This is a genomic window from Sorangium sp. So ce185 (assembly GCF_051526825.1).
Taxonomy (GTDB): Bacteria; Myxococcota_A; Polyangia; order Polyangiales; family Polyangiaceae; genus Sorangium; species Sorangium cellulosum_D.
The window spans coordinates 8,388,312-8,413,623 of sequence record NZ_CP150316.1 but is presented as its reverse complement, the minus strand read 5'-3'; the positions used below and the strand labels follow the sequence as shown (position 1 = coordinate 8,413,623).

Below are 25,312 nucleotides of genomic sequence, written 5' to 3'. Positions count from 1 at the left end.
AATTAACATGCGTACATTCGGAATTGCCTTGGCTTGCGTCTCGGCGCTGTCCGTCGCGGCGCTCGCCGCCTGCGGCGACGACGACTCGGTCTCGCCGACCCCGACCGGCACCTCGGCCACGAGCGGATCCGGCGGCGGCGATGGCGGTGGTGGCGGCGACGGCGGCGGCACCGCCGATTGCTCCGACCCGGTGGAGGTCTCCGAGGCGATCGACGCCGACGCGACGTGGACCGCCGACAAATGCTACTTGATGAAGGGCATCGTCTTCGTCGAGCCGGGCGCCACCCTGACCATCGAGCCCGGCACGACGATCATGGGGGAGAAGGTCAGCCTCGCGACGCTCGTCGTGAAGCCCGGCGCGAAGATCAACGCCAAGGGCACCGCCGACGAGCCGATCGTGTTCACGAGCCAGGGCGAGGAGGGGGACCGCGCCGCGGGCGACTGGGGCGGCGTCATCCTGCTCGGCGAGGCCCCGATCAACGTCGAGGGCGGCAAGGCCACGGTCGAGGGCATCACCGGCGAAGGCACCGAGTACGGCGGCGACGAGCCGGAGGACGACAGCGGCGTCCTCGAGTACGTGCGCATCGAGTTCAGCGGGATCCTGCTCTCTCAGGACAACGAGGTGAACGGCCTCACCCTCGCCGGCGTGGGCTCCAAGACGACGATCGATCACGTGATGGTCCACCACACGCTCGACGACTGCTTCGAGTTCTTCGGCGGCACCGTCAACGCGAAGCACCTCATCTGCGCGCAGAACGGCGACGACGGCATCGACTGGGACCTCGGCTACGTCGGCAAGCTCCAGTTCATCGCCGTCCAGCAGGACCCCTCGGTGGCCGACGACACGAACGGCTTCGAGGGCGACAACGACGCCGACGCGTCGGCCAACACGCCGGTCAGCGAGCCGACGATCTACAACGCGACCCTGTGCGGCAAGAACAAGGACGTCGACAAGCAGCAGTACGGCATGCTGCTCCGCCGCTCGACGAAGGCCCATATCTTCAACACGATCGTGACCGGCTTCGAGGCGGGGGTGGACCTCCGCGACGAGCTCACCGAGGTCGAGCTCGCGAGCTCGATCTTCTTCGGCAACGTCGCGGCGAACATCGCCTACGAGGAGACCGACGCGAACGAGACCACCGACTCGAAGCTGGACGACGACGACGACGACGGGGCGGACGAGATCGCGTGGTTCGAGGGCGAGGCGTCCAACAGCGCCGCGGATCCGGGCCTCGCCGGCTGCTTCGCCGCGAAGCCCGACTTCCGGCCGGCGGCCACGCTCGCCGAGGGCGCGGCCACGCCGCCCGACGACGGCTTCTTCGACGCCGAGGCGAAATACATCGGCGCCTTCAAGGCGGATGACACCTGGGCGACGGGCGCCTGGGTCTCGTTCGACGCGAACTGACGCCGCGCCGTCCGCGTCGGCCCCTCGTCGCGTGAGGGGCGGACCGGATCCGTGGCGAGAGAAATGACGAAGGCCGGCTCATCCGCCGGCCTTTATCGTCTCCAGCGTCGCGGCTCCGCCGCAGGCGCTCAGCGCACGCGCGGCGTGAACCCGGACACATGGCTCCGGTGCTCGCTGCATACGCCTCGCGCGTCCGGGTTGTCCTTGAATGACACCCTCCCGCACACCTCGCAGATGCAGAGGTGTGCGCGATAGAACTCGCGATCGAGCAGGATGTCGGCAGCGAGCAAACTGAGCACAATGTCGCCGAGGAAGTCGATCTCGCGCGGCGAGGCGACCCAGACGGGACGGCCGCCCACCGCGGCCCGGCGGACCCTGCCCCCGTAGATCGCCGCGTTGAGGAACCGATCGTCGGTGACGGGCGCGATGAGGCCCCGCAGCGCCGTGATGACGCGCCCGCGGGCCTTGTGGATCAGCTCCTCCAGGTTGCTGCCGCCGTCGGCGCGCGGGTCGAGCATGACGGGCGTCGCGCCGGGCTCGCGCACGATCTGGGGGCGCTTCATCAGGCCCGGGGCCACGAGGTGGTCCACGAACCAGTCCTGGAGGTCCTTGAGCGTCCACTCGGAGGCCGGCCACTCCAGGAACTCGAGCGCGCCGCGGAGGCCGCTGATGCTCTGGAGGCCGGGATGGGTCGGGAAGCTCGGCAGGGTGCGGGCGGTGTGCAGACGCCGGGGTGAGCGGCGGCCCGCTTCGTCGATGGTGCGGCCGGAACCCATGTTCACCTCGAGGGCGGTCCCCCGGTCCCGATGGATGCGAGCTCTTGCAGAGGCCACCATACCGACCAGACAAGCACAACTCGTGCCGAGCCTGGCGAACGGGACGACGTTGATTTCCCAGGAGTTCTGCCCAGCTAGCTCGAAGGCGATCGATGGGATGGCCGGCCACTGGCCGGCCAGGTTCTTGAACAGGTAAGATAGATCCTGATGGACCACTCCACCGTCCGCGTCTCGGTCCCGCCTGAGCCCTCGGTCGCCGAGCCCGTTCCCGGCATCGTCCTGATTTTCTCGGGGGATCAGCCGCGATGCGCGCCGATCCCGCTCGACCGCGGCGCCGTGGTGCTGGGTCGCGGGGGCGTGGCCGGCGTGCCCCTCGTGGACGACTCGCTCATGTCGCGGCGACACGCGCGCATCGCGTACGACGGGGCCGCGTGGACCGTGGAGGACCTCGGCAGCACCAACGGGACGTCGGTGAACGGCGAGCCCATCCGCGGCGAGGTGCGGAGGGACGCGATCCAGGTCGTCGGCGCGGGGACGTCGGTGTTCCTCGCGCTCGCGGACATCCGGAGCTTCGCGCGCGGCGCGGTGCGCATCGAGAAGGAGAGCGTCCTCGGGCCCAGGCTGCAGCTGGTCTACGACACCATCATCCGCGCCGCGGCCGCGGGCGACAGCCTGCTCGTGACGGGCGAGAGCGGCACCGGCAAGGAGCTCGCGGCGCGCGCCTACCACGAGGCGGGGCCGCAGGCGCGCGGCCCGTTCGTGGCCGTCAACTGCGCGGCCATCCCGGAGGGCCTGGCCGAGCGGCTCCTCTTCGGCGCCCGGCGCGGCGCCTACTCCGGCGCGACGCACGACACCGAGGGCTACGTGCAGGCCGCTCACGGGGGCACGCTCTTCCTCGATGAGGTCGCCGAGCTCGACGCGGCGGTCCAGGCGAAGCTGCTCCGGACGATCGACACCCGGCAGGTGCTCGAGCTCGGCGCGGTCGCGCCTCGGCCGGTGCAGATCCGCATCTGCGCCGCGACGCACGACCTGCGCGCGCGGGTCGCCCAGGGCCGCTTCCGGGACGATCTCTACTACCGCATCGGTCGGCCCGAGGTCCGGCTCCCGCCGCTGCGGGAGCGCCTCGAGGAGATTCCCTGGCTGCTCACGCAATGCATGAAGGCGGTCGGCGCGGCTTATGGCAAGGCGCCGCCGGCGATTCACCATTCGATGATCATCGCGTGCGCGATGCGCCGCTGGCCAGGGAACCTGCGCGAGTTCGTCGGGGAGGCGCGCCGCGCCGTGACGCGCGCGCTCGACGAGGGGCGGCGCACGGTCGAGGCCAAGGATCTCGATCCGCTCGCGGGCGTCGGCCTGGGCCCGGAGGCGACCGATTCGCACGCCCGTCAGACAGGGGGCGACGTCCGGCCGGGCCCCTCGCGCCCGAGCCAGGCGCCGCCAGAAGATGAGATCGCCGAGGCGCTTCGCCTCGAGCGAGGCAATGTGTCTCGCGCCGCCAACAGGCTCGGCGTGCACAGGAATCGAATTCGACGGTGGCTCGAGAAGAATGGCGTGGATCGCTCCCACTTCGCCGAGGGGAGCGAGCTGTCCGATAACGACTGATCCGCTCGCCGGGCGCTGTATGCACAAGTACAGGAGTACGTCAATGGCGGCATTTCATCGCGGGGGAGCGCTTGCCCGCCGCGCTCCCGCGTCGCTGCCGGCGTCGCTCCGGGCGTAGGCGGCTGAGGCCGATAGGGCGGTCGTTCCATACATTGCCTCCACCAAGCGCTCTGGCCTTCAGGGCGATTGCGGGCCGAAGCGCCGCTCTGCACCGGAAGCAGGCCCGGCCGGTCGGGGAGCACGGTCGTCGCAGGGTTGCCTCCATCCGGCGACGGAGCGTCGGGCTCGATCGACCGAAGACCCATGTATAGGGACTTTACAGACCTGGTTATGCAGGTTGTAATGTAGTGTGTAAGCCCCGTCTCCCAGCGAGGTGCTGTCACGACCACGGTCAAGTCAACGAGTCCTGCGCGCGCGGCGCGCCAGGTCGGAGGGCGCGATGCGCTCTAAAGAGAGCAGCGGTGAGGTGCGCCGAGCCCCGCGCCCGCGCCTGGCGGCGACGCCGCGGCGCGCGCGCCGCGCGTCCTGCGCCGACGGCGCTGCGCGGCTCGCGGTCCGCTCGCGGCCTGCGGCGGGTGGGGACTCCCCCTGCGGGGCGGCGGCGGTCGCCTCGTACGGTGCCTACGAAAGCCTACGTCTGCCGCCGGAAGGTGGGTTCGGACGTCCCGAGGCGCGCGGGGGAGGGGGCGCGATGCACAATCATGATCTTGCACTTGACCGGACGAGCGGCTTCATCGATGTACAGAGAGTTGTCTGTCGGGCCCTCGTGCGAGCTCAGGTCCCGTCGCGTCATGGGCGGGCGCTGCGCTTCGCGGCGTCGCCGCGGGCGCGCGGCTGCCGAGCGCCTGTCCCCGGCTCGCCGTCGGGCCCTCCCGCAGCGACATCAGCAAACATTGAACCCCCCGGCTCCTGCGAGGTAGTCGACGTCATGCGTTCGCGCTTGAAATCGTCCCATCGTGGAGAGCCCAGCCAGGACGGCGGGCTGCCTGGTTGAACAGCCCAGGACACCATGAACGCGATCCGTAGACACGCATCGGCCGAAGAGGCGTCTGTCAGCCTACGAGCGCACGTCGAGGGGCCCACCAGCTCGGCCGCGTCCGGCCCGGGGCTCGGACAGCAGCCGAGCTCGGGCACCCGGCAGACCCACTCGCGCCGCCGCCCGTTCCTGAGCCGCCTCCTCTCGGCGGGCGAGGCGATCGACGCAGGGGACCTCGAGCGCGCGCGGGCCCTCGTGGAGGGCATCCTGCGGGCGGAGCCCGATACCGGTGACGCCTCGGAGCGCATTTCAGGCGTGTTCGGCCGGGCGTTGCTCGCCCGCCTGGACGGAGATCGCTCCGGCGACGGCAACCTCTACCTGCGCAGCGCTGGGCCGCGGGACATGCTCGCGGCGTTTCAGCTCCTCGTGCACGCGACGCCGCTCATCCGTTTCGGATACCTCAGCGCGAACGCGGCGATCGTCGAGGCGTTCCAGCACGAGGAGGAGATCCACGTCATCGACATCGGCGTCGGGGGCGGTACGCAGTGGCCGTTCCTGCTACACCGGCTCGCGACGCGCCCCGGCGGCCCGCCGCGCGTCCGGCTGACCGGCATCGACCTGCCTTGTCGGGGCCCGGACCCCGAGCAGCGGCTGCGGTGGGCGGGCGCGTTCATCGGGGGATGGGCGGAGCGGCTGAAGGTGCCCTTCGAGTTCCACGGGGTCGCGTCCTCCGTGGAGCGCGTCGACTGGAGCCGTATTGCGTCCCGCTCGACGGCGCCCATCGCCGTCAATGCGGCGTTCGCATTGCACCACGTCCCCGACGCCTCGGTGCACGCCACCGCGAACCGCGACACCATTCTCACGAGGATCCGCGCGCTGTCGCCGCGCGTGCTGACGCTCGTCGAGCCGGACGTGGAGCACAACGCGCTCCCGTTCCTCCCGCGCCTGTCCGAGGCGATCGGCCATTATTATGCGGTCTTCCAGGCGCTCGAGGCGCTGCTCCCGCCGCACATCGCCGCGCGCGAGACGATCGAACAGGTCTTCTTCGGGCAGGAGGTGATGAACGTGGTGGTGGGGGAGGGGGCCGCGCGGGTCGAGCGGCACGAGCGCCGCGGCGCCTGGCAGCGCCGACTCCGCATGAACGGCTTCGAGCCGCTGCGCGTCTCGCCGCACGAGTCGATGGTCCGCGGAGGGCTCCGCCTGAACACGGGGTTCGACGTGCGGGCGGACGAGCCGGCGCTCCTGCTCATGCGCAACGGGGTGTCGATCGTGGCCGCGTCGGCGTGGCGGCCGCGGCAGGTGCCGCCGCCGTCGCGGTTCATCTCCGGGCTGTTCCGCCGGACCGGCTGACCGCTGCCTTGCCAGGGACGCCCGCGACGCGGGCGGCCCGTCGCGTCAACGCCTCAGGCTGGCGAGCGCCGCCCAGAGCGCCAGCGCGCCGATCGCGAGGGTCGCGAGGACGAGCCACAGCGCGCGGCGGCCGCGCGGCGCGAGGGCCCGGAGCTCGCTCGCGAGCTCCGAGAAGAAGCCGAGGCAGCGCCAGGTCCTGGGCCGTACGCCGCGAGGGGGCAGGGGGCTCAGCCCATGACGTCGGACCATATCGAACAGCACGGAGCCGCGCTCCTGGGCGCGCGCGAGGCGCTCCAGCATCTCGCGACGGCAATGAGGGCAGAACGCCGACGCATCCTCCTCGATGCCGTCGAGGCCGAGCTCCCGCAGCTGCTGCTGCTCCCAGCTCTCCCTGGCTTGACGGGCCTCGTCCGAATCGTCCGTCGGGCGGTCGTGATGGTGTGGGCTGTCCTTGGCGCTCATCGATGCTCCTGATCCCTGCCGCAACCTGCGACTCCTACGAGGATCTATTCCAGTCAGCCGGGGGGATTTCTCACGCGTCGTGCTCGGGGGAGCATCCACAGCCCGGCCGACAGCGCCGAGCTGGCGCCGTTCACGCGAGGGGCGCTCGCGCTCGCGCTCGCGTTCGCGATCTCCTCTTTACGGATGCTCTGAGAATTTCGTTTCGAAATAGTGAGGATCTCCGAGCCTGATCCTGGGTGTGCCGGGGCGCGTCGCTGCACAGCGATCTGTGGCCGCAGCCGCGCACCTCGGGCGTTGGGATGCCGTCGAATCGAAGCAGCGCCCGCCTGGACGCGCGCGGCGCACGGCGCGGTCGGGCCCGCGCTGGAGGCATTGACGCCGACCGAGCGGATCCCGAGTCACCCGCGGTCGCAGACGAGCACCACCGGCGCGGGCGGCCCCTGGGCGGACGGACCGCGGCTTCACGGGCAGGGGATGCAGGCGGACGTCGTACCGGGTGAAGGTGGGCGCCCTACCAGGTCGAGGTGGGCCGAAGGAGGCCCTGTGAGGTGTGTAAATGTCGCGTGATGTGTGTGTTGTCGGGCTCGAGACCGAGCTCAGCGGGTCACGAGCACCTTGAGGGCGCCTGGCGCGGCCGCGGCCCGCAGCGCCTCCTCGGCGCGCTCCAGCGGGAGGCGAGCCGACACGAGCGAGCGCACGTCGACGGTCCGGGCCGCCAGGGCGCGCAGCGCGGGCTCGAACAGCCCGCAGCGCGACCCGACCACGGTGATCTCGTGGATGACGAGCTCCGCCAGGTGGACGCTGGAGAGCCCGGCGACGGTGCTCTTCAGCACGAGCGTTCCGCGCGGCCGGGTCGCGCGGACCGCCCTCATGAACCCCTCGGCGGTGCCCGTGGCCTCGACCACGAGCTCGGCCGGCTCGCCGGCCCAGGCGCCCTGAGGAGGCGCGGCGCCTCCGCCGGCGTCGGCGGAGGCCAGCGCGGCCGGGCGCACGAGCTCGGTCGCGATGCCCCGCGCGCGCAGCAGGGCGAGCTTCTCCTCGTGCTTGCCGACCGCGAGGACGCGGGCGCCGGCCTGGTGCAGCACCTGGGCGATGAGCAGGCCGAGCTTCCCGTCGCCGAACACGAGCGCCGAGGTGCCCGGCGCCACGCGCACCTGCTCCAGGATCTCGAACGCCGCCGCGAGCGGCTCGGTGAACACCGCCTCCTCGTTGTCCACCCGGTCGTCCACGGCGTGGAGGTTCGCCACCGGCACCGCGACGCGCTCCGCCAGCGCGCCGTCGGCGCCGGCGATGCCCATCACCGTGCGCGCCGGGCAGTGCCGCCCCAGCCCGCGCGCGCACGCGTCGCAGCGGCCGCACGCGAAGTTGATCTCCCCGACCACGCGACGGCCGCGCCATTCGGCGGGCCCCTCCGCGACCTCCCCGACGAACTCGTGGCCGAGCGTGCCGCGGAAGTCCATGTAACCTTTGGTGATTTCGAGATCCGTGTTGCAGATCCCCGCGCACCGCACCTCGACCACGGCCATGCCGGCCGCGATCGAGGGCGGGGCGCGGTCGGTGACGCGCGCCGCCGTGCCGTCCCAGACCAGCGCTCGCACGGACGAGCCTAGCCCGCCGCGAGCGCCAGCCGGCGCTTCGCCGGCTGCATCAGGTACGCGTCGACCGCCTCGGCGGCCTTGCGCCCCTCCGCGATCGCCCACACGACGAGGCTCTGGCCGCGCGACATGTCGCCGGCGGCGAAGACGCCCTCCACGCTCGTGCGTCCGCCCGGGGCCTTCACGTTGCCGCGCTGGTCCATCGCGACGCCGAGCTGCTCGAGCAACCCCTCGCGCTCGGAGCCGACGAAGCCCATCGCGAGCAGGACGAGCTCGCACGGGATCTCGAACTCGCTCCCCGGGACGGGCACGAACTTCCCGCCTTCCAGGCTCACCCGCGTCGCCTTGAGGGCGCGGACGTTCCCGTGCTCGTCCCCGGCGAACCCGATGGTCGACACCGACCAGTCGCGCTCGCCGCCCTCCTCGTGCGAGGACGAGGTGCGGAGGATGAGCGGCCACGCGGGCCACGGGTTCGTGAGCGAGCGCTGCTCGGGCGGGCGGGGCAGGAGCTCGAGCTGCGTCACGTGCGCCGCGCGGTGGCGGTGGCTCGTGCCGAGGCAGTCCGAGCCGGTGTCGCCGCCGCCGATGACGACCACGCGCTTGCCCGTCGCGAGGATCGCCTCGCTGTCAGGGACCACGTCGCCGGCGACCCGCTTGTTCTGCTGCGTCAGGAAATCCATGGCGAAGTGGATGCCCTTGAGCTCCCGGCCCGGGACCGGCAGGTCGCGCGGCCGGCGCGCCCCGCCGCAGAGCACGATGGCGTCGTACTGCTCGCGCAGCGCGTCGCCGGTGACGTCGACGCCGCAGTGGACGCCCGTGCGGAAGGTCACCCCCTCGGCCTGCATCTGCTCCATGCGGCGGTCGATGAGGTGCTTCTCCATCTTGAAGTCGGGGATGCCGTAACGGAGCAGGCCGCCGATGCGATCGTCGCGCTCGAAGACCGTCACGTCATGCCCCTTGCGCGCGAGCTGCTGCGCGGCCGCGAGGCCGGCCGGGCCCGACCCGATCACCGCGACCTTCCTGCCCGAGCGCTGCTTCGCGATGACCGGCGCGACCAGACCCCGCTCGAAGGCGCGGTCGGCGACGCCGCGCTCGACGTTCTTGATCGTGACCGGCTTGCCCTCGATGTTCAGCACGCACGCCGCCTCGCAGGGCGCCGGGCACACGCGCCCGGTGAACTCGGGGAAGTTGTTCGTCGCGTCGAGCGCCGCGATCGCCTCGGGGAGGCGCTCGCGGAACATGTGATCGTTCCAGTCGGGGATCAGGTTCCCGAGCGGACACCCGTCGTGGCAGAACGGGATGCCGCAGTCCATGCACCGCGCCGCCTGATCGCGCAGCTCGGCGTCGGGGATCGGGAGCTCGAACTCCTGCCAGTCGTTCAATCGCTCGGAGACGGGCCGCTTCTTGATGTCGACCCGCTGGATCTCGAGGAAGCCTCGTACCTTACCCATGGGCGGCCGACCTCTCTCCCGTGCTCGCGGGACCCGCGTTGGCGGGGATGTAACGTCCAGTGGAAACGTAGGGGGTGGAGGGTGAAAGGAGGGACACGATCCCGCTCGACGCGTCGGCCCCGTTCGTCGCGGGCGACGCCGCGGCCTCGAGGGCCCGCCGGTATTCGCTCGGGACGACCTTGACGAACTTCGGCAGGACCGCCTGCCAGGAGTCGAGCAGCTCGGTCGCCTTCCGGCTGCCCGTGCGCCGCACGTGCTCCTCGAGCAGCGCCCGCACCGACTCGGCGTCGGCCGCGGTCATCGTCTCGAGCTGCACCATCTCCTTGTTGCAGCGCGCCTCGAAGAGCGCGTCCTCGTCGAACACGTAGGCGAGCCCGCCGCTCATGCCGGCGCCGAAGTTGCGGCCGGTCGTGCCGAGGATGATCACGGTGCCGCCCGTCATGTACTCGCAGCCGTGGTCGCCCACGCCCTCGACGACGGTGGTGGCCCCGCTGTTCCTGACCGCGAAGCGCTCGCCGGCGCGGCCGTTGAAGAACGCGCGGCCGCTCGTGGCGCCGTAGAGCACGACGTTGCCGACGATGACCTGATCGTCCGGCTTGAACGGCGCCACGCTCGGCGGGCGCACCGCCACGACGCCGCCCGACAGGCCCTTGCCGACGTAGTCGTTCGCGTCGCCCTCGAGCTCGAGCGTCATGCCCTGCGACGCGAAGGCGCCGAAGCTCTGGCCGGCGCTGCCGGCGCACTTCACGACGATGCTGTCCTCGGGCAGCCCGGCGCTGCCGTGGCGGCGCGCGATCTCGCCGCTCAGCATGGCGCCGATCGTCCGGTCCGAGTTCCGCACGCGCGTCTCGATGACGACGGGCGGCCCGCCGTCGATCGCGGCGCGCGCCTGCTCGATGAGCTTGAGGTCGAGCACCCGGTCGAGCTTGTGGTCCTGCGGCTCGACGCAGTGGTTCGGGCTCGTGAGGGCCTCCTTCGGGCGGTAGAGCACCTCGGAGCAGTCGATCTTCCTCGCCTTCGCGTGGAGCCCGGTGCGCCGCTGCACGATGCAGTCCGAGCGCCCGACCATCTCGGTCAGGGTGCGGAAGCCCAGGCTCGCCATGATCTGCCGGAGCTCCTCCGCCACGTAGAAGAAGAAGTTGATGACGTGCTCCGGCGCACCCGTGAACTTCTTCCGGAGCTCCGGGTCCTGCGTGGCGATGCCCACCGGGCAGGTGTTGAGGTGGCACTTGCGCATCATGATGCAGCCCGTCGCGACGAGCGGCGCCGTGGAGAAGCCGAACTCCTCGGCGCCGAGCAAGGCGGCGAACGCCACGTCCCGGCCGGTCATCAGCTTGCCGTCGGTCTGCACGATGGCGCGGCCGCGGAGCCCGTTCATCACGAGCACCTGGTGCGCCTCGGCGAGCCCGAGCTCCCACGGCACGCCCGCGTGGTGGATCGACGTGAGCGGGGAGGCGCCGGTGCCGCCCGAGTCGCCGCTGATCAGCACCACGTCGGCGTGCGCCTTCACCACGCCCGCGGCGATGGTGCCGACGCCCGCCTCGGCGACGAGCTTCACGCTGATGCGCGCCTTCGAGTTGATGTTCTTCAGGTCGAAGATGAGCTGCGCGAGATCCTCGATCGAGTAGATGTCGTGGTGCGGCGGCGGCGAGATCAGCGTCACGCCGGGGGTCGAGTGGCGCACCTTCGCGATCACCGCGTCGACCTTGTGGCCCGGGAGCTGGCCGCCCTCGCCGGGCTTGGCCCCCTGCGCCATCTTGATCTGCAGCTCGTCGGCGTTGACGAGGTACTCGGCCGTGACGCCGAACCGCCCCGACGCGACCTGCTTCACCGAGCTCCGCTTCGAGTCGCCGTTCGCCAGCCGGATGAAGCGCGCCGGGTCCTCGCCGCCCTCGCCGGTGTTCGACCGCGCGCCGATGCGGTTCATCGCGACGGCGAGGGTCTCGTGCGCCTCCTTCGAGATGCTCCCGAAGGACATGGCGCCCGTGGCGAAGCGCTTGACGAGCGAGGCGGCGGGCTCGACCTCCTCGATCGGCACCGGCGGGCCCGCGGGCCTCAGGTCCCACAGCCCGCGGAGCGACATCGGGTGCTCCTGCTGCTCGTTGATGATCGCCGCGTACTCGGCGTAGCTCTTCGCGTCGTCGAGGCGGACCGCCCGCTGGAGCGACGAGATCGACTGCGGCGTCCAGAGGTGCCGCTCGCCGAACACGCGGAAGTGGTGGTGGCCGCCGACGTCGAGGTGCGCGCGCGCCCGCTCGCCGTACGCCGCCTGGTGGCGCGCCAGCGCCTCCTCCGCGATCTCGCGCAGCCCGACGCCGCGGACGCGCGACGCCGTGCCGGTGAAGTACGCGTCGATGACGATCTGGTCGATGCCGATCGCCTCGAAGATCTGCGCGCCCTGGTAGCTGGACAGCGCGCTGATCCCCATCTTCGACATGATCTTCAGGATGCCCTTCTTGAGGGCCTTCACGTACCGCGAGCTCGCCGCGGACGGCGACAGGTCGGGGCCGAGGGTCTTGTCCCGGCACATCGCCGCGATCGACTCGAACGCGAGGTACGGGTTCACCGCGCCGGCGCCGTAGCCGATGAGCAGCGCCATGTGGCCGACCTCGCGCGCCTCGCCGGTCTCCACGATGATGCCGGCGCGCGTGCGCGTCCCCTCGTTGATGAGGTGGTGGTGCACGGCGCCCATGGCGAGCAGGCTCGGGATGGGGGCGAGCGTCTCGTCGATGCCGCGGTCGCTGAGGATGAGGATGCTCGCGCCGTCGGCGATCGCGCGGCTCGCGTCCTTGCAGAGCTTCGCGAGCGCGCTGCGCAGGTTGTCCTCCGGGTCGCCGTCGACCGAGAAGTACATGGGCAGCGTGGCCGCGCGGAAGTCGGGGAAGACGTTCTTGCGCAGCTTCGACAGGTCGTCCTGCGTGAGGATCGGGTGCGGCAGCTCGAGCATCCGACACTGGCGGGGCGTCTCCTCGAGGAGGTTGCCCTCGCCGCCGACGCAGCTCACGAGCGACATCACGATCTCCTCGCGGAGCGGGTCGACCGGCGGGTTCGTGACCTGGGCGAACAGCTGCTTGAAGTAGCGGAAGAGCAGCTGGGGCTTCTCGGAGAGGACGGCGAGCGGGATGTCGATGCCCATCGAGCCCACCGGCTCCTCGCCGAGGGTCGCCATCGAGGCGAGGATCATCCGCTGGTCCTCGTCGGTGTAGCCGAACGCCTGCTGCAGGGTCCGGAGATCCGAGTGCGGGATGGTGTAGAGGCTCGGCACGTCCTCGAGGGCGCGCAGGTCGATCTTGTTCTCGGCGACCCACGCCGCGTACGGCTTCTGGGTCGCGACGCGGCGCTTGATCTCGTCGTCGCTGACGACGCGGCCCTCGCTCGTGTCGACGAGGAACATCTTGCCCGGCTGGAGGCGCCCCTTCTGGATCACGCGCGCCGGCTCGATGTCGAGCACGCCGAACTCGCTCGCGAGCACGACGAGGCCGTCGCTCGTCACGACGTACTTCGCCGGGCGCAGCCCGTTGCGGTCGAGCGTCGCGCCGATCAGCCGTCCGTCCGTGAAGCACAGCGCCGCCGGGCCGTCCCAGGGCTCGATGAGGCAGCCGTGGTACTCGTAGAACGCCTTCTTCTCGGCCGACATGTCCGGGTCGAGCGCCCAGGCCTCGGGCACGAGCATCATCATCACGTGCGGCAGCGACCGGCCGCTCGCGAGCAGGAAGTCGACAACGTTGTCGAGCGCGGCCGAGTCGGACCCGCCCGGGCGGATGATCGGCTTGAAGTCCTCGATCGCGTTCGCGAACACATCGCTCTTGAGCAGCGCCTCGCGCGCCGACATCCACGCGGTGTTGCCGCGGAGCGTGTTGATCTCGCCGTTGTGCGCGATGACCCGGTAGGGGTGCGCGCGCTCCCACGTGGGGAAGGTGTTCGTCGAGAAGCGCGAGTGCACCATCGCGAGCCGCGACACGGTGCGCTTGTCGGACAGATCGGGGTAGAACGCCGCGACCTGCTCCGCGAGCATCAGGCCCTTGTAGACGACCGTCCGCGACGAGCAGGAGGCGAGGTAGAAGTCGTCCGAGTGGGCGGTGCGGCCGGCGCGCTTGCGGATCGCATAGAGGACCTGCTCGAAGGACTGGCGGGGCGCGACCCTGCCGATGAACAGCTGGCGGATCGCCGGGCGCGAGTCGCGCGCGACCGGGCCGATCGCCCCGTCGTCGATGGGGACGTCGCGCCAGCCGAGGACGCGCTGGCCGTGGTGCACGACCGCCGCCTCGAGGATCGCCTCGCACTGGCGGCGCCGGGACGGGCTCTGCGAGAAGAACGCCGTCGCGACCGCGTAGTCGCCGGGAGGAGGCAGCGCGATGCCCAGGGAAGCTAGGGAGGCGGCGTACAGCTCGTGCGGGATCTGGAGGAGGATGCCCGCGCCGTCGCCGGTGCAGGGGTCGCAGCCCGCGGCGCCGCGATGGGTTAGATTTTCGAGGATCTCGAGCGCTTGGCAAACGACCTCGTGCGTCGCTTCACGGCGGAGCGTGGCGACGAATCCGAGACCGCATGCGTCGTGTTCGAAAGCCGGATCGTAAAGACCTTGTCGTTGGGGCAGAGGCATGGTGCTGACTTCACACGCGCGTAGCACATGTTGCACAAGGATTGGAGCCCTAGTTAATGCGGCGCGCCAGCTCACCCGGAACCGGGCGCAAAACCCGGGGGGGAGCGGCCCCCCGCTCCCCGGGCCGGATGGGCCGCTCCCCGGGCCGGATGGGCCGCGGCGCGCGGGCGCGCGGCAGTGGACGCCCGTCGCCGCCCGTGGTGAAGGTGGGCATGGCCGGCCTGCTGGCCCGGCCGCCGGTGATGTGTCATTAGCATGAAGCTCTTCGCACTCAGTGATCTCCACGTCGGCTATGCGGAGAACCGCTGGGCCCTCGAGCGCGTGACGCCGCGCCCGAACGACTGGCTGATCCTCGCCGGCGACCTCGGGGAGACGGAGCAGCACCTGCTCTACGTGCTCGACACGCTGGGCCCCCGGTTCAAGCAGCTCGTGTGGGCGCCGGGCAACCACGAGCTCTATACGATGCCGAGTGAGTGGGGCGGGCCGCGCGGCCCGGCCCGCTACGATCGGCTGGTCGAGCTATGCCGGAGCCGCGGGGTGATTACGCCCGAGGACCCGTACGTGCTTTGGGAGGGTGAGGGCGGGCCCCACGTGCTGGCGCCGATGTTCCTGCTCTACGACTACAGCTTCCGGCCGGCCGGCGTGGCCGAGCTCGACGCGGTGGCGTGGGCGATGGAGAGCGGCGTCCTCTGCAGCGACGAGGAGCTGCTCGACCCGGCCCCGTACGCGAGCCGGCCTGAGTGGTGCCGCGCCCGCCTCGCCGAGACCGAGGCCCGACTCGCCGCGATCGAGGCGCACCCCACGGTGCTCATCAACCACTTCCCGCTGCGGGAAGAGCTCGTGCGCCTGCGGCACATCCCGCGCTTCTCGATCTGGTGCGGGACGCGGCGCACGCACGACTGGCACACGCGCTTCCGCGCGCGGGTGGTCGTCTCAGGCCACCTCCACATCCCCCGCACCGACTGGATCGATGGTGTTCGTTTCGAGGAGGTTTCGTTCGGCTACCCGCGCCAGCGGCCCATCGGCCTCACCGCCGACAGCTGCCTTCGGGAGATCCTGCCGGGGCCCGCGGCCGCGGCGCCGCTGTCGGGGACGACGTAGATGCTCGAGATCGACCCCGGCGCCGCGCACCTCTGGTACGTCTTCTGCGAGCCGGTCCGCGACGAGGCGCTACTCGCGGCGTACCACCGGCTGATGGCGCCGGACGAGGCGGCGCAGCAGGCGCGCTTCCTGTTCGCCGAGAACCGGCACGAGTACCTGCTCACGCGCGCGCTCGTGCGCACGACCCTCTCGAAGTACGCGGACGTCGCGCCCGAGGCGTGGACGTTCGTCCGGAACGAATTTGGCCGGCCGCAGATCGCGGGGCCGCCGGGGGTGCCGCCGCTGCGGTTCAACCTGTCGAACACGCGGGGGCTCATCGCCTGCCTGGTCGCGCTGGATCGCGACGTGGGGGTCGACGTCGAGGACACCGAGCGCTCGAGCAGCGCGGTGGACATCGCCGACCGCTTCTTCTCGCCCGCCGAGGTGCGCGCGCTGCGCGCGCTGCCGCCGGAGAGGCAGCGCGCGCGCTTCTTCGAGTACTGGACGCTCAAGGAGTCGTACATCAAGGCGCGCGGGATGGGGCTCGCGATCCCCCTCGACCAGTTCTCGTTCCACCTCGACGACGGGCCGGCGATCGGCATCTCGTTCGATCCGCGGCTCGGCGACGATCGCTCGGCCTGGCAGTTCGCGCTCTACCAGCCCTCGGCGCGGCACACGATGGCCGCCGCCATCCGCACGGGCGGCGCGCCGCCGCTGTCGATCGAGCTCCGGGAGACGGTGCCGCTCCGCGACGGATGAGCGGCGGCCGAGGCCGCCCGCGCGGCGCCGTCAGTCCGGCCGCGCGATCGAGAGCTCGACGTTGCGCCACGACGGCTCGCCGCTGCCGTCGCTGCCGAAGCCGGAGGTGACGTCCACGACGGCGCGGCGGCGCCCCTCGGCGGCGACCGGGTCGGCGTCGACGGCGTAGTCGAGGGCGACCCCGCGGATGGCGACGGAGCCGTTGTCCTCGTCCCAGATCTCGATGATGCGGACCTGGTGGGGGTAGTCGGCGAGCGCGGAGGTCTCGAGCTCCCAGTAGGCGTGCCCGCCGCTCGGCGTCACCGGCGTCACCCGGTGCACGTGCGTGTGGCCCGCGAGGTGGAGGAGCACGTTGTCGTAGCCGCCGACGAGCGACTGCCACGCCTCGGCGGTGAGCGCGCCGGGCACGGCGGGGGTGCCCGTCGCGGCGAAGGAGCCGTCCCCGAGCAGGCGCGACGCGTGGTGGGACGCGAGGACGACCCACCTGCGATCGCGCCGCGCGCGGTCGAGGGCCGGGCGGATGAACCGGTCGACGTCGTCCTGGAGGATCACGCCGCCCGGGCCGCCGGTCTCGGCGGCGGTGTCGAGCACGACGACGCGCACGGGCGTGTCCTTCACGTCGAACTCGTAGAACGCCTTCCCGTACGCCTGCGCGTCGGGCCCGATCCCGTGCCCGTCGCCCGCCGCCGCCAGCTGATCGAGCAGCGCGGGGCGGCTCAGGAGCGCCCTCCGCGGATCGGGGACGACCTCGCCGGTGACCACCGGACCGCCGGGGAGCGCCCAGTTGCGCGTCCCGCCGTCCGCGATGTTCCCCGTCGCGATCGCGGCGCGGGTGTCCACCGGGAAGTTCCCCTGGTGCAGGACGTCGTGGTTGCCGGTCACCCAGCGCCACGGCACGAGCAGCCCCTCGGCGACGAACGGATCCTTGGGATCGTTGTCCGGCCCCTGGACGGGATCGTCGTCGTCGCCCGAGTCGCACTCGACGCGCTCGGCGCCGTCGAGGATGGCCGTGAACCACGCGATCTCGTTGGTCTGCGCGCTGTCGGCGTTGTCGCCGCCGAGCAGCACGAAGTCGAGCGGCGTGCTCCGGTGGAACGCGTTGATCGTGCGGACGGCGGCGTTCAGGATCCGGCACTCGTGCCCTTCCTGCGGGCGGAAGGCCGAGCCGATCGCGGGCGAGTCGAAGATCGCGAGCCGCGCGGGCGACTCGTCGTCGGCGAGCTGGGTGTCGGCGAGGTGCACGAACCGCGTGAGCAGCCTCGGCTGCGGGCCGCGCGGCGGCGGGGGCGCGCCGTCGAGCGTCGCCGGCGCGAGCGGCAGCCCCGGCCCGATCTCGAGCTCGCCGTAGCCCTCCGCGAGCATCTGCTCGATCTCCGCCGGCACCGCGGGGTTCCTGTCCGGCGGATCGGCGACCGCGGCGCGCGGCACGAGGGTGCGCTCGGTCGTCAGCGGCGGCGCGTCGGCGAGCGCCGGCAGCGGCATCGGCGCGGGCGTGGACGCGACGGGCTCCTCCGCCGCGCAGGCCGCCACGAGCGCGAGGGACAGGACCGCCGCTGGGCCACCGCGGCGCGCGCGCGCGTCGAGCGATCGGACGAGCTCCGCCGTTACCGTGCTCCCTGCTCGTGTCTGGCTCATCGCTTCCTTACATGACAAGACAGCAGCGCCTGATCAAGAAATGTTCATTCGAGCGGTAGCGCTCGTGATGTCGGTCGCCATCAGGTAATGAAAAGAGACTTTCCGGAATGCGGGTTAACCAACCCACGTGACACGGCGGGCGCCGCGCGGCGTCACGTTGATGCGCACGGGCGGGCTGAACCATGGTAGGGCGGAGCCGCGGCCAGCGCGCCGGCGGCTGCTAGGATGCGGCGCGTCCGGGCGCCGGGCGCTCCTCTCGAGGTCATCACATGGTCCTTTCGCGATTTGTGGGCTTCGCGCTCGCGGCGGTGGCGCTGGCGGGCTGCGGTGAGCCCGATCCCATCATCGAGACGCATTACGGTGCTTACGAGGGGGACGCCTATCCGGATCGGCGCCCGAAGATCACGATTCCGGAGGGGGGCATGGGCGTGGTGAGCGATAGCCGCTCCGACACGCTCTCGCTGATCTCGCTCGCGACGGGGGAGCGGTTCGGCGTTTACCCGGTGGGCCGCGATCCGGTGACGGTCGACGGGCCTCACCATGTCGCCGTGGACGCTCCGGGAAACGCGGTCTATGTCGCGCTGTCGTACCCTGTCCTCGCCGGCACGATCGGCCCCCACGCGAGCCACGGATCGAGCGCGATGGCCGGCTATGTCCAGAAGCTCGCGCTCGACGACATGCGCGTCCTCGGGCAGGTGCGCATCGAGCCGAACCCGGGCGACATCGTGATCTCCGAGGATGGCGGCCGCGTGGTCGCCTCTCATTACGATCTCAAGCGCGCGATCGACAACCCCCAGGACATCGAGGCGGCGCGCTCGTCCCTGGCCGTGATCGATCCCGACGAGATCTCGCGCTCGGGCTCGGCCCAGCCGGTGCTCATCCCGACCTGCATTGCCGCGCACGGGATCGCCCTCTCGCGTCCGGACGGCGCCCGCGCCTACGTCGCCTGCGAGGGCGAGGACGCCCTCGCGGTCGTCGACCTGACCGACCCTGGCGCCGAGGTGAAGCGCGTGCCCGTGGGGCCGAGCCCGGCCGTGTGGGTCCCGTCCTACGGCCCGTATGCCGCGGTCATGTCCCCGGATCAGAAGACCATCGCGGTGAGCAACACCCGCAGCCGGGATGTGCGCTTCTTCGACGTCGCGTCGGAGTCGTTCTGGGAGCCCCAGTCCATCTTGACGCTGCAGGGCGCGCCGTACTTCGTCGCGTGGACCCCCGACGGGAGCCGCCTCTACGTGCCGACGCAGGCGCCCGACGCGATCGCGCTCATCGATCTGGCCGACGGCAACGCCGAGGTCGCCTACCGCGATCTCTCCGGGGACTGCGAGAAGCCGCACGTCGTGGATTACGACGGGGGAGACGGGCTCTTCCTCGTCTGCGAGGGCGATCAGACCGAGACCCCCGGCAAGGTGCTCCGGCTCGATCCCGAGACGCTGGAGACGCGCAGCGAAGCCGAGGTGGGCCTCTTTCCCGACGCGTTCGCGCGCGTCGCCGCGGAGGCGCCGTGAGGCCGCGCTCCCTCGCTCTCGCCGCGCTCGCCTGCGCGGCGCTCGCCTCTGGCTGCACGGGCGATCCGGAGACGAAGATCGTCGACGCGACGGCCGTGGACCACGGCGCGGCGCTCTTCCGGGATCCCTCGATCGCGGAGACGCGCTTCAATCGTTATTCATGCTCGACGTGCCATGAAGCGATCGCCGGGGAGGCGGGGGACGCCATGCTCCCCGGCGCCCCGCTCGCCGGCGCCGTGGATCGCCCGCATTACTGGGGTGGTCAGGAGGTCGATCTCCTCGGCGCGATCAACCATTGCCTCTATTACTTCATGACCAAGGACCTGCCCTGGGCCGCGGACGACCCCGCTGCCCAGGCCATGTACGCCTACCTGGAATCGCTGCCCAGCGACGGCGACGCGGCCGAGGCCGTCCCGTTCACGCCGGTCTACGGGCTGAGGGAGCCGCCGCCCGGCGATCCGGGGAAGGGCGCGCTCATCCACGATCGCGCCTGCGCCTCGTGCCACGGGCGCGCTCGTTCCGGGGAAGGGCGGCTCGTCGAGCGGGCGCCGGCGCTGCCCGATCAGACGCTCGATGAGCACCCGCTCGGCGAGTACACCGAGCGCGAGCGGCGGCTGGTCTTCGTCGAGAAGGTCCGCCATGGCGGCTTCATCGGCTACGGCGGGCAGATGCCGCCCTTCTCCCTCGAGGTCCTCTCCGACGAGCAGTTCGGCGATCTCCTCTCGTTCTACGAGCTGCCCTGACACCGCCCGTGAAGCGCGCCGAGAAAGCCGCGAGGATCGCCGAGATCCTCGATCGATTGTACCCGCAGCCGGCCATTCCGCTGATCCACGAGGGCCCGTATTCGCTGCTCGTCGCGGTGATGCTCAGCGCGCAGACCACGGACAAGATGGTCAACGCGGTGATGCCGGCGCTCCTCGCGCGCGCCCGGACGCCCGCCGAGATGGCGGCCGTGCCGACCGAGGAGATCGCCGAGCTCATCCGGAGGATCGGGTTCGCGCCCACGAAGGCGAGGCACCTGAAGGCGCTGAGCGAGCGGATCGCGGTCGAGCACGGCGGCGTCGTCCCCGCCTCGTTCGAGGCCCTGGAGGCCCTACCGGGGGTCGGTCACAAGACCGCCTCGGTGGTCATGGCGCAGGCCTTCGGCCACCCCGCCTTCCCGGTCGATACCCACATTCACCGGCTCGCGTCGCGCTGGGGGCTGTCGTCCGGGAAGAACGTCGTCGAGACGGAGCGCGACCTGAAGCGCACGTTCCCGCCCGAGCGGTGGAACAAGCTCCACCTGCAGCTCATCTACTTCGGCCGCGAGCACTGCCCGGCGCTGCGCCACGACACGGCCGGCTGCCCGATATGCAGCTGGGCCGCGCGCCGGCGTTGAGGCGCGGCGCTCGACGGCTGTTGACCGGAGGCCGGCGACCGGCGCCGTCCGGCAACCGCCGCCGGCCGGCCCGGCTCGGCGGCGACCCGGCGCCCCCGGGAAGGCGGCAGGCTATCCGGAGCGCCGGCGGCCGTCAAGCTGGGCGCACCGCTCCGGCGGCGGTCTGAATGCGGCGGCGGGGGCGTGCGGCTCGCCGCGTCGCGCCGCTCGGTTTTCGGGCGCGGCCTCGTGCGGTTCCCGGTCGCCGCGGGCGTGCGGTTCGAGTAAGGCAGCTCTGTGGCAAAGATGGGATTTGAGATCATCGGGACCGGGCACTACGTGCCCGGCGAACCTGTCACCAACGACGACCTCGCGCGGGTGATCACGACCTCCGACGAGTGGGTTTACCAGCGCTCCGGCATCCACCAGCGACATTACGCGCCGGACGGAGTCGGCGTGAGCGATCTGGCGTGCGAGGCGGCGAAGCGCGCTATCGAGTCCGCGCGGATTTCACCGTCGGAAATCGATTACATCCTCTTTGCCACGATGACGCCGGACTACATCTTTCCCGGCTCCGGGGCGCTGCTCGGCGCGAAGCTGGGCATCCCGGGCGTCCCTGCGCTCGATATCCGGCAGCAGTGCGCCGCGATGCTGTTCGGCCTCCAGACGATCGATGGGCTCATCCAGACCGGGGCCGCCAAGACCATCCTGTTCGTGGGCGCCGAGGCGCACGCCGGCTTCATGCCCTGGGAGGACTGGGGAGCGCTCGACCCGAAGAACGGCCGGTCCGCCACGCCGGAGGCGCGGGCGCGCGCCGATCGCCACCGGAACCTCGCGGTCCTGTTCGGGGACGGGTCGGGCGCGCTCGTCCTTCGCGCGACCGACCGCGACGCGGGCCTGCGCGGCAACAAGATCTGTTCTGACGGGCGCTTCGCCGAGCTCCTCTACGTGCCCGGGGGCGGCTTCCGCTCGCGGCCGTACTGGAAGCAGAGCTCGTTCGAGGACGACGCCCACATCCCCCGCATGGACGGCCGCGAGCTCTTCAAGTTCGCGGTGACCAAGCTCCCGGCGACCGCGCGGGAGCTGTGCGCCTCGCAGGGGGTCACGCTCGAGCAGATCGACGTGTTCCTGGCGCACCAGGCGAACGGCCGCATCAACGAGCACATCCGCAAGGACCTCGGCGTGCCGGTCGAGAAGCTCCCGAGCAACATCGACCGATTCGGCAACACGAGCGGGGCCACCGTGCCCATCCTCATCGACGAGGAGATGCGCGCCGGCAGGGTGAAGAAGGGCCAGCTCGCCATGGTGCTCGCGCTCGGGACCGGCGTCCACTGGGGCTGCGCGCTCTGGAAGCTCTGAGCTGAGCGGCTGTACATAAATCGCCGGCCCGGCGCCCTGCTGGGCCTGGCACCGTTCTCGCTTCGCCTCCGGGCCGGCGGAGGGGTGCGCCGGTCTGAACCGTCAGATCCCGCCGGATCCTCTGGATCCCGCGCGCCTCGGCCGCCTGAGCAGGGAAGGAGCGCGGCGGGGGTGCACAGCGCGAATCAGCTGGTGCGGTCCGTGTACGACCGGATCGCGGAGCGGTACGACGACCGATGGGGGCGCCACATGAGGGAGCCTCAGGATCGGCTCACGGCGGGGCTCGGGCTCGTCCCCGGCGCGCGGTGCGCCGACCTCGGGTGCGGCACGGGGATCGAGACCGTGGAGATGCTCCGGCGGGTCGCGCCCGGCGAGGTCGTGGGCGTCGACTGCTCCGAGGAGATGCTCCGGGCCGCCCGGGCCCGCGCCCGGGCCGCTGGGCTCGCGCTCTCGACGAGGCGCGCCGAGGCCGAGCTCTTCATCCGCCGCGCGGAGGCGTCGAGCTTCGATGTCGTCACGCTGCGCTTCTGCCTCGCCTACCTGGACTGGCGGTCGGCGCTGCCGTGCCTCGGGCGCATGGTCCGGCCCGGCGGTCGCGCGGGGGTCCTGACGAACCTCTCGAGCAGCACGCCGCAGGCCTACGCGGTCTATTGCCGGATGGTCGACGAGCTCAACCTGGGACGGGTGGAGCTGCCGGTCCCGGACAGCCCCGGGCAGGTCAGCGAGGCGCTCCAGCGCGGCGGGCTCCGCACCGTCGAGGTGTGGACCCACCGGTTCCGGCTGTGGTTCGGCGCCGGGGCGCAGGTGGCGAGCTGGCTGCAGGAGAGCGGGTTCGTGACCCACGCCGCGCTGCGGGAGTTCCCTCCGGAGGTGCTCCAGCCGCTCTGCGACGAGTTCGCGGCCCGGCTGGAGGCCTACCGGGAGCCCGACGGCATCCCGCTCGACTTCGAGCTCGCCGGCGTCATCGCCGCCCGGCGATAGCGCCGCAGCGCGGCCAGCGCGCTGTCGCGCTCGGCAAGGAGCTCTGTCAAATTTTCGACCGAGCGCGCCGTGGCGCGTTGCACGCGGCGTTGTCTTTGTTACGTTTGAATCACCGCCTGCGGCGCGCCCCGCGTCGGCAGTGCGGTCCACCTGGCGCCGTCGCCGGCAGGGGAGCCACATCACGGCTCGGCTGCACCGGCTCCCCTCCGGCGAGCGTCCGTCGAAAGAAGCGCGAAGGGGTCGCACGAAAGCGGCCCACGAGCAGCGATCAACGGGGAAAACGCGGCGGCCGCGCGGAATGCGCGGCCCTCGAGCAGCACAGGTGCGTGACACGCGCGACGCGCGCGACACGCGCTGCCCGAGGGCCTCGCGCGCGTGAGTACGTGTGTTCGGATGTCGTTTTGCATCTCTCTCGACCACACGGTTCCAGGTTTTTCACTTCACCGGGCGCTACTGGGCGCTTGAGCGCCCGTTGGCCCCGATGACGATGACGCAAACTCTTCGTATTGACTCGGACGCACAATTAATGAATTTTGCATACTGAGGTGGGTGTGATCGGAGAACACGGAGCGTCGATCCTCAGAGACACGCCGACCCAGCTTGGGCTCGGCCGATATCGTCCGATTGCGAAGCTCGGCCGCGGGGGGATGGCGGACGTCTTCCTCGCCATGGCTCACGGGCCGGCCTCCGTGAACAAGCTGGTCGTCGTCAAGCGCCTCCGCAGCTTCGCGGACGAGGAGGATCGTCAGGTCCTCATGTTCATGGACGAGGCCAAGCTCTCGGCGCGCATGAACCACCCGAACGTCGTCCAGACCTACGAGGTCGGCAGCGACCAGGAAGGGTACTTCATCGTCATGGAGTACCTGGAGGGCCAGCCGCTGAAGCGGGTCATGAAGGCGGCCATGGATCGGGCGTCCGGCACCGGCGGGCTGGTGCGCGGCACGTGGATCCGGATCGTCGCCGAGGTGCTGCGCGGCCTTCATTACGCGCACGAGCTCTGCGATTTCGATGGCAAGCCGCTCGGGATCGTGCATCGCGACGTCTCCCCGCACAACATCTTCATCACGTACGACGGCGCGGTGAAGCTCGTCGATTTCGGCGTGGCCAAGGCCGCCGTCAACTCCTCCAACACGGAGAGCGGGACCTTCAAGGGCAAGCTCACCTATATGGCGCCCGAGCAGGTCACGGCGGGCAAGACGGTGGATCGCCGGGCGGACATCTTCGCGGTGGGCGTCGTGTTCTGGGAGCTCCTCGCCGGGCGGCGGCTGTTCGAGGGCGACCAGATCACCGTGATGCATCAGCTCCTCTTGGGGAAGATTCCGCGCCTCTCGACCGTCGTGCCGGGGATCCCGATCGCGCTCGACCAGATCGCCGCGAAGGCCCTGGAGCGCGATCCGTCGAAGCGCTTCGCGACGGCGCAGGAGATGTGCGACGTGCTCGAGAGCTACCTGCAGTGGTCGGGCGAGGACGTGCGCGGGGAGTTCCTCGGCGCCTGCATGCGGGGCATCTTCGCGGAGAGCAGGGCCAGCATCCGCCAGCAGGTCAAGGCGCAGATCGAGCGGGTGACGAGCTCGATGATGATGAGCGAGGGCTCGGGCCAGGTGACGCTGAGCGGAATCGGCCTCTCGGCGGGTCCCACGAGCTCTCGCTCGGGCAGCAGGCTCCCCTACGTCGGCGAGCCCAGCAACTCGGGCGTCGAGCGGGGCTCGGGCATCGAGCGGGGCTCGGGCGTCGAGCGGGGCTCGGGCATCGAGCGGGGCTCGGGCATCGAGCGGCCCAGGACCCCGGTGAGCGACTCGGTCAGCCTGCGCGCGACCACGTCGGTGCCCTCGACGCCCTCGAGGCGCGGCTACCTGCTCGGAGCCTCCGGGCTCGCCGTGCTGGCCGCGGTGGCCGGGGGCGCGCTGCTCGTCGCGAGCAAGCAGGCGCCCGCGGTCGAGCCTCCGGTGGCCGCCGCCGCCGCTGCGCGCGGCGCGGAGGCCGTGGACGCCGTCGAGAAGAAGCCGCAGGAGGCCCCCAAGGTGAGCGTGGTGATCGCGAGCGACCCGCCCGACGCCACGGTGAGCTGGAAGGGGACGACGCTCGGCAAGACGCCGCTCAAGACCGAGCTGCCCGTGGGCACGCAGGTCGTGGTCGTGTCCCGGTCCGGCAGCTTCGATGAGACGATCATGCTGACGCTCACCCCGGACGAGTCGGTCGAGCGCTCCGTCAAGCTGCGGCCCACGAACTGAACGGCCCAGGCGGTCCTCCACGGTCGAGAGCACCCCTGGGGGCGAAGGCGGGTAGGGCACCGCCGAGCCAAGGAGAAGAGAGAAGAGAACAGGAACCACCGAGGCGCAGAGGGCACAGAGGAAGGAGAGAGAAAGGCGATTTCTCCCTCCTCTGTGCCCTCTGCGCCTCGGTGGTTCAGATTCTTCTC

Annotated in this window: 17 protein-coding genes; 11 read left to right on the top strand and 6 right to left on the bottom strand. The window is 71.2% G+C overall.

The window, feature by feature from the left end; translation table 11 throughout:
• Positions 1-7: 7 nt before the first annotated feature.
• Positions 8-1,405: a hypothetical protein gene (locus WMF26_RS30825; protein WP_437995611.1), complete on the top strand. Its 1,398-nt coding sequence runs from the start codon at positions 8-10 to the stop codon at positions 1,403-1,405.
• Between the two features lie 128 nt (positions 1,406-1,533).
• On the opposite strand, the gene WMF26_RS30820 is transcribed toward WMF26_RS30825, so the two are convergent.
• Positions 1,534-2,397, bottom strand: a complete 864-nt coding sequence (locus tag WMF26_RS30820; RefSeq protein ID WP_437949769.1) for a hypothetical protein — start codon at positions 2,395-2,397, stop codon at positions 1,534-1,536.
• Between WMF26_RS30820 and WMF26_RS30815 the strand changes: the two genes are divergently transcribed.
• Together WMF26_RS30815 and WMF26_RS30810 are read left to right on the top strand one after the other, a co-directional pair.
• Positions 2,389-3,783, top strand: coding sequence for a sigma 54-interacting transcriptional regulator (locus WMF26_RS30815; protein ID WP_020738063.1), 1,395 nt, complete (start codon positions 2,389-2,391; stop codon positions 3,781-3,783). The genes WMF26_RS30820 and WMF26_RS30815 overlap by 9 nt on opposite strands.
• 1,009 nt (positions 3,784-4,792) lie before the next feature.
• Positions 4,793-6,109 carry a GRAS family protein gene (locus WMF26_RS30810; protein WP_061623305.1) on the top strand — a complete coding sequence of 439 codons (1,317 nt, stop codon included), beginning with the start codon at positions 4,793-4,795 and terminating at the stop codon, positions 6,107-6,109.
• A 45-nt stretch (positions 6,110-6,154) separates the two neighbouring features.
• Here the strand turns inward: WMF26_RS30810 and WMF26_RS30805 are convergent, their stop codons facing one another.
• The 4 genes from WMF26_RS30805 to gltB all read right to left on the bottom strand — a co-directional run bounded on the left by WMF26_RS30805 (position 6,155) and on the right by gltB (position 14,217).
• Entirely contained in the window at positions 6,155-6,571 is a 417-nt protein-coding gene (locus WMF26_RS30805; RefSeq protein ID WP_061623306.1) for a hypothetical protein, read from the bottom strand.
• 596 nt (positions 6,572-7,167) lie between these two features.
• The gene (locus tag WMF26_RS30800; protein WP_437995610.1) at positions 7,168-8,169 is read right to left on the bottom strand and encodes an MDR/zinc-dependent alcohol dehydrogenase-like family protein; all 1,002 of its coding nucleotides are present in this window, start codon (positions 8,167-8,169) and stop codon (positions 7,168-7,170) included.
• Positions 8,170-8,177: 8 nt separating this feature from the next.
• On the bottom strand, positions 8,178-9,617 hold the full coding sequence (locus WMF26_RS30795; protein WP_437995609.1) for a glutamate synthase subunit beta: 1,440 nt from the start codon (positions 9,615-9,617) through the stop codon (positions 8,178-8,180).
• The gene (gene gltB, locus WMF26_RS30790) at positions 9,610-14,217 is read right to left on the bottom strand and encodes a glutamate synthase large subunit (RefSeq protein ID WP_437995608.1); all 4,608 of its coding nucleotides are present in this window, start codon (positions 14,215-14,217) and stop codon (positions 9,610-9,612) included. Before gltB ends, WMF26_RS30795 begins: the two co-directional genes overlap by 8 nt.
• Before the next feature lie 255 nt (positions 14,218-14,472).
• Between gltB and WMF26_RS30785 the strand changes: the two genes are divergently transcribed.
• Positions 14,473-15,318 carry a metallophosphoesterase family protein gene (locus tag WMF26_RS30785; protein WP_437995607.1) on the top strand — a complete coding sequence of 282 codons (846 nt, stop codon included), beginning with the start codon at positions 14,473-14,475 and terminating at the stop codon, positions 15,316-15,318.
• The gene (locus WMF26_RS30780; RefSeq protein ID WP_437995606.1) at positions 15,319-16,056 is read left to right on the top strand and encodes a 4'-phosphopantetheinyl transferase family protein; all 738 of its coding nucleotides are present in this window, start codon (positions 15,319-15,321) and stop codon (positions 16,054-16,056) included.
• A 30-nt stretch (positions 16,057-16,086) separates the two neighbouring features.
• Here the strand turns inward: WMF26_RS30780 and WMF26_RS30775 are convergent, their stop codons facing one another.
• The gene (locus tag WMF26_RS30775) at positions 16,087-17,691 is read right to left on the bottom strand and encodes a metallophosphoesterase (protein WP_437995605.1); all 1,605 of its coding nucleotides are present in this window, start codon (positions 17,689-17,691) and stop codon (positions 16,087-16,089) included.
• A gap of 269 nt (positions 17,692-17,960) precedes the next feature.
• Here WMF26_RS30775 and WMF26_RS30770 point away from each other — a divergent pair, with 269 nt between their 5' ends.
• The 6 genes from WMF26_RS30770 (at position 17,961) to WMF26_RS30745 (ending at position 25,124) form a co-directional block, all read left to right on the top strand.
• Positions 17,961-19,196, top strand: coding sequence for a YncE family protein (locus WMF26_RS30770; RefSeq protein ID WP_437995604.1), 1,236 nt, complete (start codon positions 17,961-17,963; stop codon positions 19,194-19,196).
• Positions 19,193-19,939, top strand: coding sequence for a c-type cytochrome (locus WMF26_RS30765; RefSeq protein ID WP_437995603.1), 747 nt, complete (start codon positions 19,193-19,195; stop codon positions 19,937-19,939). Before WMF26_RS30770 ends, WMF26_RS30765 begins: the two co-directional genes overlap by 4 nt.
• Before the next feature lie 8 nt (positions 19,940-19,947).
• Positions 19,948-20,574, top strand: coding sequence for an endonuclease III domain-containing protein (locus WMF26_RS30760; RefSeq protein WP_437995602.1), 627 nt, complete (start codon positions 19,948-19,950; stop codon positions 20,572-20,574).
• A gap of 285 nt (positions 20,575-20,859) precedes the next feature.
• Positions 20,860-21,912 carry a 3-oxoacyl-ACP synthase III family protein gene (locus WMF26_RS30755; RefSeq protein ID WP_061626547.1) on the top strand — a complete coding sequence of 351 codons (1,053 nt, stop codon included), beginning with the start codon at positions 20,860-20,862 and terminating at the stop codon, positions 21,910-21,912.
• Positions 21,913-22,083: 171 nt separating this feature from the next.
• A complete protein-coding gene (locus tag WMF26_RS30750) occupies positions 22,084-22,893 on the top strand; it encodes a class I SAM-dependent methyltransferase (protein ID WP_437995601.1) in 810 nt (269 codons plus the stop codon).
• 545 nt (positions 22,894-23,438) lie between these two features.
• Entirely contained in the window at positions 23,439-25,124 is a 1,686-nt protein-coding gene (locus tag WMF26_RS30745) for a protein kinase domain-containing protein (protein ID WP_437995600.1), read from the top strand.
• The last annotated feature ends 188 nt before the right edge of the window (positions 25,125-25,312 follow it).

Excerpts from the sequence above, each read along its gene's own strand:
- WMF26_RS30810 (WP_061623305.1), top strand. The coding sequence starts at position 4,793 with ATGAACGCGATCCGTAGACACGCATCGGCCGAAGAGGCGTCTGTCAGC.
- WMF26_RS30770 (WP_437995604.1), top strand. The coding sequence starts at position 17,961 with ATGGTCCTTTCGCGATTTGTGGGCTTCGCGCTCGCGGCGGTGGCGCTG.
- WMF26_RS30805 (WP_061623306.1), bottom strand. The coding sequence starts at position 6,571 with ATGAGCGCCAAGGACAGCCCACACCATCACGACCGCCCGACGGACGAT.
- WMF26_RS30815 (WP_020738063.1), top strand. The coding sequence starts at position 2,389 with ATGGACCACTCCACCGTCCGCGTCTCGGTCCCGCCTGAGCCCTCGGTC.
- WMF26_RS30795 (WP_437995609.1), bottom strand. The coding sequence starts at position 9,617 with ATGGGTAAGGTACGAGGCTTCCTCGAGATCCAGCGGGTCGACATCAAG.
- WMF26_RS30775 (WP_437995605.1), bottom strand. The coding sequence starts at position 17,691 with ATGAGCCAGACACGAGCAGGGAGCACGGTAACGGCGGAGCTCGTCCGA.
- WMF26_RS30755 (WP_061626547.1), top strand. The coding sequence starts at position 20,860 with ATGGGATTTGAGATCATCGGGACCGGGCACTACGTGCCCGGCGAACCT.
- WMF26_RS30825 (WP_437995611.1), top strand. The coding sequence starts at position 8 with ATGCGTACATTCGGAATTGCCTTGGCTTGCGTCTCGGCGCTGTCCGTC.
- WMF26_RS30780 (WP_437995606.1), top strand. The coding sequence starts at position 15,319 with ATGCTCGAGATCGACCCCGGCGCCGCGCACCTCTGGTACGTCTTCTGC.
- gltB (WP_437995608.1), bottom strand. The coding sequence starts at position 14,217 with ATGCCTCTGCCCCAACGACAAGGTCTTTACGATCCGGCTTTCGAACAC.
- WMF26_RS30785 (WP_437995607.1), top strand. The coding sequence starts at position 14,473 with ATGAAGCTCTTCGCACTCAGTGATCTCCACGTCGGCTATGCGGAGAAC.